Genomic DNA, 7,899 nt, shown 5'->3' on the forward strand with positions numbered 1-7,899 from the left:
CAGTTGTATTTAATGTTGTATTGTCAATATAGATTGTATCATTAAAATACTAACATATTGAAATAGAATGTTTTTAATTTTCTCTCATTAAAAAAATAATATAGGCTCTAAAAAGAACTGACAAGACTGACAAAACTCTATTAAAAGGAATTTTGCTAATTTCTATAATTATCAATCTTTCTTTAGATATTTTAATAAAAAGCTATAAATCGCAATTATCCTATTTATCCTTTCTCTTATGACAATGAAAAATGATACGGTGGCTATAAAGAAGATAATAGCTATAAAGCACATGTAAAAAAGCAGGGCTTCATAATCAAAATGCACATGAATGCATTTTTTTATAAGAGCGCGGTGCCTATTAAGGTCATTTAAATTAAAGACCCTTATAAACAAAATTCACAAAAACTTTAAAAACCATTTAGTAAAAAACATGATAGGTTATAAAGATAAAAATACGCATTATGAGAGCCTTTTTAAATATTATAGATGTATAGATTCAAAACATAACGTAATCGTTTCATAAAGCCCATAATATAGCTTTAAACGCATATAAATATAAAAGAAGCAATTCATAATCATAAGATATTATCAATACACAACGTATTTAAAAAATACAAAAAAATATCAAAAAAAGATAAAATATTATTTGACAATAAATACGTATTTTGTTATATGAGGGCGATACGCTAATTTTTGTATTGTTATCCCCATTTCTTCTAAAAAAGCTACTTTTAGAACTTCACTAGAATGGGCGGGGTTATGTGTCATTTGTTTTCATTCCTTTCATCAATGGTAATCTTGATAATCAACAAACTCCACATCTATTCCGATAAAGCGAAAAATAACACGCCAATTTCCATTCATCTTAAAAAGTATATTACTCTTTATGCGCATTGGGAACGGCTTTTCTAGATCCTAGTAAGCTGAATATATAGCCTTGTCCGATTAGAACTCCAAAAATCGTAACAAAAACGCCTATGATTTGCATGATTTGAGGGATGAAGCCGAATAGGATTTGCACCAATAAGGCTGAAATAGGTACAAAATTGAAAAATATCGCCGTCTTACCCGGACCGCGGATCGCTATTCCAATATTCCAAAATAGGTAGGCTAAAACTGATCCTGCAACCCCCATCCAAAGGAGTGCGAATAAACTAGCGCCGGACATAGACATCGTTTCTTGAAGAGGGGATTCGAATAAAAAGGTTAGGACGCCAAGGGCGACGGTGCCAGAGAGCATCGTCCAGCTTGTTGTTTCAAGCGGGGTTGCGTTCTTGACAAATGACCGCGTGCCCACGGTATAGAACGCCCAACCAATGGAACCTAAAAGAATCATAATATCTCCTTTGGCAAAGGAAACATGGTTAGACAAAAATCTCCCATTTGTTATGACTAAATAGACCCCGAACATGCTAATGAGCATCCCTATAACCCTCTCACAGGTTGGGAAAGATTTATTCATGATAGCTTCAATAATATTAGCACTAATAGGGGTTGTCGCCATGATGAGGGAGGCTGTTATGGGATTTGACGTTTGCAAGCCAACAAATAAAGCGCCATTAAACCCTGCCACACCGATAATCCCTAGGAAAATATAAGAAATAAAATTTTGCGATAAAACATGCCACCGCAAGCCTTCTTTGAAAATCATAATTAAAAATATGGCGATTACGGCAATGAGAAACCGCTCAAAAGAAGCTGTCCATGGAGAAACAGTCGTTAAAGCTATCTTAGTGGCTTGGAAATTGGAACCCCAAAAAAAGGTTCCTACGAGGGTTAAGACAAGAGCTATTCTGGGCGTGATTTTCATTGGATAGATCCTTATACTTGATACCAAAGTGGAGCATCGAGACGTATAGAAGAAATTTGTGCGGTATTAGATGAGGAAAGAATAAAGTTGACCGCGGAAGCAACGTCATCTGGGTGAAGCATTTTGGCAAGATTCTCTGGAGGTATCTCTGGGAATCCTTTAAAATTGCGACGAAAATCCGTATTAACTTTATCAACTTGGATTGAACAAACACGAATATTTTGTGGCATTCCCCATAAGCGCAACCCACCAGTATAGCCCTCTACAGCAAATTTAGAAGAAGAATATGAAATTAAAGAAGGATTGTATTCTACACCCCATATGGATGAAATATTTATAATATCGGCGCGAATTTCCTTTTTTAGATAGGGTAAAGTAGCAGCTGTTATATAGAACATTCCTTTAATATTCACATCAAATGTTTCAGCTCATTCTTGAGCATCAATTGTTTCTGGATCGCCACTATAACAAATGCCTGCTACATTAACTAAGACCTCAAGACCACCAAATTCTGAGATAACCTTATGGACAGAAGAGTCAATGGCTTCTTTATCGCGGATATCAACAATCAATTTACATAAGCTTGCCGTATCGATGGAGGTTGGTAGTTCTATATCAATGATGTCTGCACTTGCTACCTTATGACCATTTTTCAATAAGTTTAGAACAATTGCTTTATCGGCCATTTCTTCAAGAATTGAAGGGGTCTCGACCAATTCCATAGAGCGTAAACGCTCCAGGCCCAATTCATAAGCATTTTTCTTATAATTTACAAATGTTTGTTCTTGCACGTAATGACCCCCTCCCCACGGAGCCTTAGTTGGATAAGGCTTTTACTTTCCTTAAAAACTAAATCTTCAATTAAAATGCAATACCTTATCTCCTCTTGCGGACTTGCATTGCATGAATCGTTATCGCGCTTTAATATCCTAGTCAATCATTTTTGTAAATTTATTTTATATTATTTTTCATTTTTTACATTATAGGCAATCCTTATGAAGCTATAGCAGATAGTAAGGGATTTTTCTATGGCATTAATATTACGTTGATGCAGCAGGCACGTGTAGCCTTTCCAGACGTTGTACTTAAGACTGAGCTAAAATTAGCAAATTAAACCCTTCTTATTCGTATTTGCGCAAGAGAACTGAGGTGTAACTTGTTGAGCGTACAAACACCATGCATGATTATGTGCGCATTGAGCTATAGGACTTAGTTGTATTTAGTATTTTGCGGCTTGAATTTACCGAGGAAAGTGCGAAGCGTTAAATTTATAACAGATGCTACTGACTTACCTCTAATCTAGTAAAGTTCTATCATGACAAAGCCATTTGTTGGGGTGTACGGAAGAGCTTTGTTTTTAACTCGAGTTAGAGGTATGTAATAGCAGATGAGTACAGTACTCCTTTGCTGCAAAGTCCTCCAATCGGTTTAGCTAAAAATATTATGCCGCAATTAGGTGCCCAATATAGCTTGATCATGTCTATAAATTTTGGTTTAATACCTTTAGCACTGGAGAACTTTAGTAAAATTAATGCTGTGTGCCCCTATCAAGTTGTAAAATATATTATGCTTTAAGATCTCGGTAAAAATTTTCATGAGAGCCAAGTGCTAACAAGGTCAAAGTAATCGTGTGATCTTCATAGCTGTAAGCAAGCAGCGTCAATTGCTTGGCCATTTTAAATTTATAGACAAAAACACCAGAAAGATCACCTGTTTTGGCTTGACCAATGGTGGGCGTTTTCATAATGACGCGAACAGCTTGGTCTAGATCTTGTTTTTGGTTGGCATGCAGTTTTTTGACAGTTTTTTTAAATGAATGGGTTTGTAAAACTTGCATAGATTCAGCCAAATTCGAATGCTGTTACATCGCCATCTGCATTTTCTTGTTGTCCAAGTAAGATTGCTTGAATAAATTGAAAGGAGAGATCTGGATTTTCTTCGGCTATTTTGCCCATACGCGACCAATATTCAATTTGCTTAGGAACCGAGCGGCTATAAACAGACGCGTAACGCTTAGCCTCATTAATGAGATCATCAGACAGTTTAACAGTTGTAGCCATGACTATACTCCTACCTTACAATAAGGTGGTAATATAGTTCAAAAGGTGTTAAAAAGCAACCTTTGAAACATAATAACCTTAGCAGAATTCCTTCTCTCACAGCCATCTTTCTTAATATCTGAAAGAAGAGAAAATAAAAGATAAATTTAGAACTAAATGATCGAGAATAAGCTCTAAAAAGGTTCGGGATAGGCGGAAAATAAGTTAAAAGAATCAACGGAATCAAAATTCCCGAACTTCTATATAATCTATTGATTTTATATAAATATAGCATTCCTACCCCCTCCGCCACAGCACTTTTGTCGTGCTATAAATTATTGATTCTATATGTCTTGTATGTAGCTTGTCAGCAGGTTTTGCAGCAATTCATTTTTAAAATTCACGTCTTTTTAAAAAATTAAAGGGGTTTTCAAAGGGTCTTCAAAGACCTTTCAAAGATCATTTAAAGACCCTTTAAGGCAGCTTTTTCTCCTTTGCTAAAAGTCGCAATTTGAGATGATGAGCTCTTGAGCTGGAATTGGATTATTTGAACTGCATGTATAAGATATGGTGACCTCTTTTATCTTAAATGGGCTAAAGCTTTTGCGAATCTCCGGCACATCATTGAGTGACAGAAGAAAAACTTTTCCTTTAATTGTGCAAGCAGTGTGGACATCCTCTGATAATCCTCTCGCTTAAACAAATCCTTGCCATAGTAATCCTCAACACCCCAATAAGGCGGATCAAGGTAAAATAAGATGTTGGGACGATCATAGCGCCTAATAAACTCAAACCAATCTAAATGTTCAATGGTCACACCTGCTAAACGACGGTAAATAAGCTTTAAGGAGGCTTCAAGTTTGAGACTATTAAACTGTGCACCACGGTGTGGATCAACTCCAAACGTCTGTTTTGCCACTTTGCCACCAAAACTCAACCGCTGCAGATATAAAAACCGCAATGCCCGCTCTAAATCTGTCAGGGTCTTGGGATCTTGGGTGCGTAACCGTTCAAACGCCTCATGGCTACTCACCTGGAACTCCAACAGATCCATGAAAGGGTAATAATGGCGTTGCAACACCCGAAAAAAATTCACCACATCACCTGAACGATCATTGATCACTTCATATAAAGGAACTAATTTTCTCCTTAAAGATATCCTTTCTGATAAAATCAGTAAAGCCTATTATGCTTTTGAGAGCTTTCACAAAGAACTAAAAAACAACTTAAACAGTAAAATCAAACGAGAGGAAGCGCTTGAGATGTTAGGACAACATCTTGTAACACGCCCCGTATTTGAAGCCTTGTTTGATGGTAATGAATTTGTGCAAAACAATGCCATTTCGCAAGCGATGGAAAAGATTTTAGCTGAGTTGGATAAAACCAATATCAAGCAAGTATCGAAAGAGTTACAAAAATTTTATAACAGCGTAAAATTCCGTGCCTCTGGAATTAGCGAACCCCAAGCAAGACAAAACCTTATTATCAAGCTTTATGAAGATTTTTTTACCAAGGCTTTTAAGAAAACCACCGATAGGCTTGGGATTGTTTACACCCCCGTTGAGGTTGTGGATTTTATCATTCATTCTGTTGATGATGTCTTACGCAATGAATTTGGAAAAAGCTTGGGATCACGAGGTGTTTCTATTCTTGACCCCTTTACAGGGACTGGTACCTTTATCACACGGCTCTTACAATCTAAACTGATCAAACCAGAGGATATGGAGTATAAATATCGTTATGATATCCATGCTAATGAGATTGTCTTGCTCGCTTATTACATAGCAGCCATTAATATTGAAGCAACCTATCATAGTCTTATGAAAGGAGAGTATATTCCCTTCAAACATATTGGTTTAACTGATCGGATGCTTGAAGAGAAAAATCTGCTACAAGAATTATTTAAAGAAAATAGTGAATATTTAGAACACCAGAAAAATCTGAATATCGAAGTTATCTTTGATAATCCCCCTTATTCAGTAGGACAAAAAAACGAAAACGATAATGCAAAAAACAGTCCTTATCCACTATTAGATGACCGTATTCGTGAGACCTATGCCGCTCAATCGAAAGTAACGAATTCACGAGCGCTTTATGATAGTTATATCCGTGCTATCCGCTGGGCTAGTGACCGTATTGATAATGCTGGGATAATCGGCTTTGTTTCTGGTTCTGGTTACGTAGAAAAGCCAACAATGGATAGTTTACGAAAATCTTTGGCTAAAGAATTTACGAGTATTTACGTGCTTAATTTACGGGGGGATATTCGTAAAAATATGTTAAGCAATGGGAAAGCTCAAGAAGGAGAGAATGTTTTTGGTAATGGTAGCATGACGGGTATTGCGGTAACGCTATTTATCAAAAATCCCAATGTTTCTGGAGATTGTAAAATTTACTATCATGACATTGGTAATAATCTCACAACAAAAGAAAAACTTACAGCTCTCGAGTATTTTGGTAGTGTTGGCGGCATTACGGATAAAAAGGGCTGGCAAATCATTACACCAGACAAACATAATGATTGGATAAAGCAACGTGACGAAAGTTTCAAAACATTCCTAGCTTTAAGTGATAAGAAAGGTCATAGTAAAAAATTATTTGCGATATTTTCTCGTGTCATTATGACGAGTCGTGATGCTTGGGCGTATAATTTAAGCCGTGAGGTAGTGGCAAGTAATATGCATAATATGATTGCTTTCTATAATAGTGAAGTAGAACGTTTTAATAATGCTTATGGACATGTTGATCATAAGTTACGTGCAAATTTTGCAAATGATTTTGTTAATTCAGATGAAAAAAAGATAAGTTGGAGTTATAATCTTAAACGAGATCTAGTAAAAGGAAAGCCTTTCAATTTTGAGGCAAATTACCTTACTAAAAGTTTGTATCGTCCTTTTATACGACAATGGCTTTATAGTGATTCTGCTCTAAACTGCGATGGTGCTTATCAAACGCGGATGTTTCCTATAGGACATGCAACAGAGAACAGTGTGATACAAGTTTCTTCTATGGGATCAAGAAGTGGTTTTTCTGTTTTAATGGCTAAGAATTTGCCTAATATTCATGCAATAGATACTAGTCAATGCTTTCCACACCATATTTACGAAGATGCTTCGGTTTCAAAAAGTAAAAATAAAAAACAAACTCATTTATTTACAAATTCTATATAGGAAAGCAACAGTGCTGAACTACAGAGGCGTGATGCTATTACTGATGAAGGGCTAACCCATTTTAAAGCAGCTTATCCTAATGAGAATATAACAAAAGATAATCTGTTTTATTATGTTTACGGTTTACTTCATTCAAAAGATTATCGTACTCGTTATGCTGATAATCTCTCTAAAGAATTGCCTCGTATCCCTTGTGTAAAAACTGCTGAAGATTTTTGGATGTTTGTTACAGCAGGACGTGAACTGGGGCATTTGCACATCAACTATGAAGATGTGGAACCTTATCCAGTGACCTTTAAAAAAGGCAATCCCAAACAGACTGATATCTCTAATCCAGAAAAGTTTTATTACGTGAATGAAATGAAATTCGCAAAAATTAAGGATAGTAAGGAAAAGGATAAATCCACGGTTATTTATAACAGCAATATCATAATGACTGATATCCCTCTTGAAGCTTATGAGTATATCGTAAATGGCAAGCCCGCTCTTGAATGGGTTATGGGTCGTCAATGTGTAAAGACTGACAAAAAGAGTGGTATTGTGAATGATGCTAATCGCTATGCTATTGAGACAGTGGGTAACCCTGCTTATCCATTGGAGTTATTCCAAAGAGTTATTACCGTAAGTTTAGAGACAATGAAAATTGTTAAGAACTTACCAAAATTAGAAATAAGAGAAACTGAATAAGCTTATAAAGCATGCTTATAATGGGCATGCTAATCTTATTAAGGGGTATAGAACTTATAAGCATAATCTATACCTCTTTTATTAAGTTAATTAGATACAATCTTAAAAGGAGTGTTTATATGCGTTATTCTAAAAAGAAATCATTTGCACTTTTAAACACCCTTATTTGGATTGCCTTTAAGAGGTTATA

General features: G+C 35.8%; 3 protein-coding genes and 3 pseudogenes. 1 reads left to right on the forward strand and 5 read right to left on the reverse strand.

Annotation, left to right across the window (positions count from 1 at the left end; all coding sequences use genetic code 11):
* Positions 1 to 880: 880 nt before the first annotated feature.
* From FS875_RS08820 to FS875_RS08845, 5 genes and pseudogenes are all read right to left on the reverse strand, one after another.
* Positions 881 to 1,813, reverse strand: coding sequence for a DMT family transporter (locus tag FS875_RS08820; protein ID WP_144755783.1), 933 nt, complete (start codon positions 1,811 to 1,813; stop codon positions 881 to 883).
* An 11-nt stretch (positions 1,814 to 1,824) separates the two neighbouring features.
* A pseudogene (locus FS875_RS10690) lies at positions 1,825 to 2,535 on the reverse strand (SDR family oxidoreductase).
* Between the two features lie 842 nt (positions 2,536 to 3,377).
* The gene (locus tag FS875_RS08835; protein WP_246054788.1) at positions 3,378 to 3,662 is read right to left on the reverse strand and encodes a type II toxin-antitoxin system RelE/ParE family toxin; all 285 of its coding nucleotides are present in this window, start codon (positions 3,660 to 3,662) and stop codon (positions 3,378 to 3,380) included.
* Entirely contained in the window at positions 3,655 to 3,873 is a 219-nt protein-coding gene (locus FS875_RS08840) for a TA system antitoxin ParD family protein (protein WP_005773872.1), read from the reverse strand. The genes FS875_RS08835 and FS875_RS08840 overlap by 8 nt, the downstream gene beginning before the upstream one ends.
* 476 nt (positions 3,874 to 4,349) lie before the next feature.
* Positions 4,350 to 5,029, reverse strand: a pseudogene (locus tag FS875_RS08845) (DNA adenine methylase).
* On the opposite strand from FS875_RS08845, the pseudogene FS875_RS10695 reads away from it, so the two are divergent.
* Positions 5,001 to 7,709: pseudogene (locus FS875_RS10695) on the forward strand (type ISP restriction/modification enzyme); the annotation flags it as partial. The pseudogenes FS875_RS08845 and FS875_RS10695 overlap by 29 nt on opposite strands.
* Between the last annotated feature and the right edge of the window lie 190 nt (positions 7,710 to 7,899).

This window comes from Bartonella saheliensis (assembly GCF_902162175.1).

Excerpts from the sequence above, each read along its gene's own strand:
- FS875_RS08820 (WP_144755783.1), bottom strand. The coding sequence starts at position 1,813 with ATGAAAATCACGCCCAGAATAGCTCTTGTCTTAACCCTCGTAGGAACC.
- FS875_RS08840 (WP_005773872.1), bottom strand. The coding sequence starts at position 3,873 with ATGGCTACAACTGTTAAACTGTCTGATGATCTCATTAATGAGGCTAAG.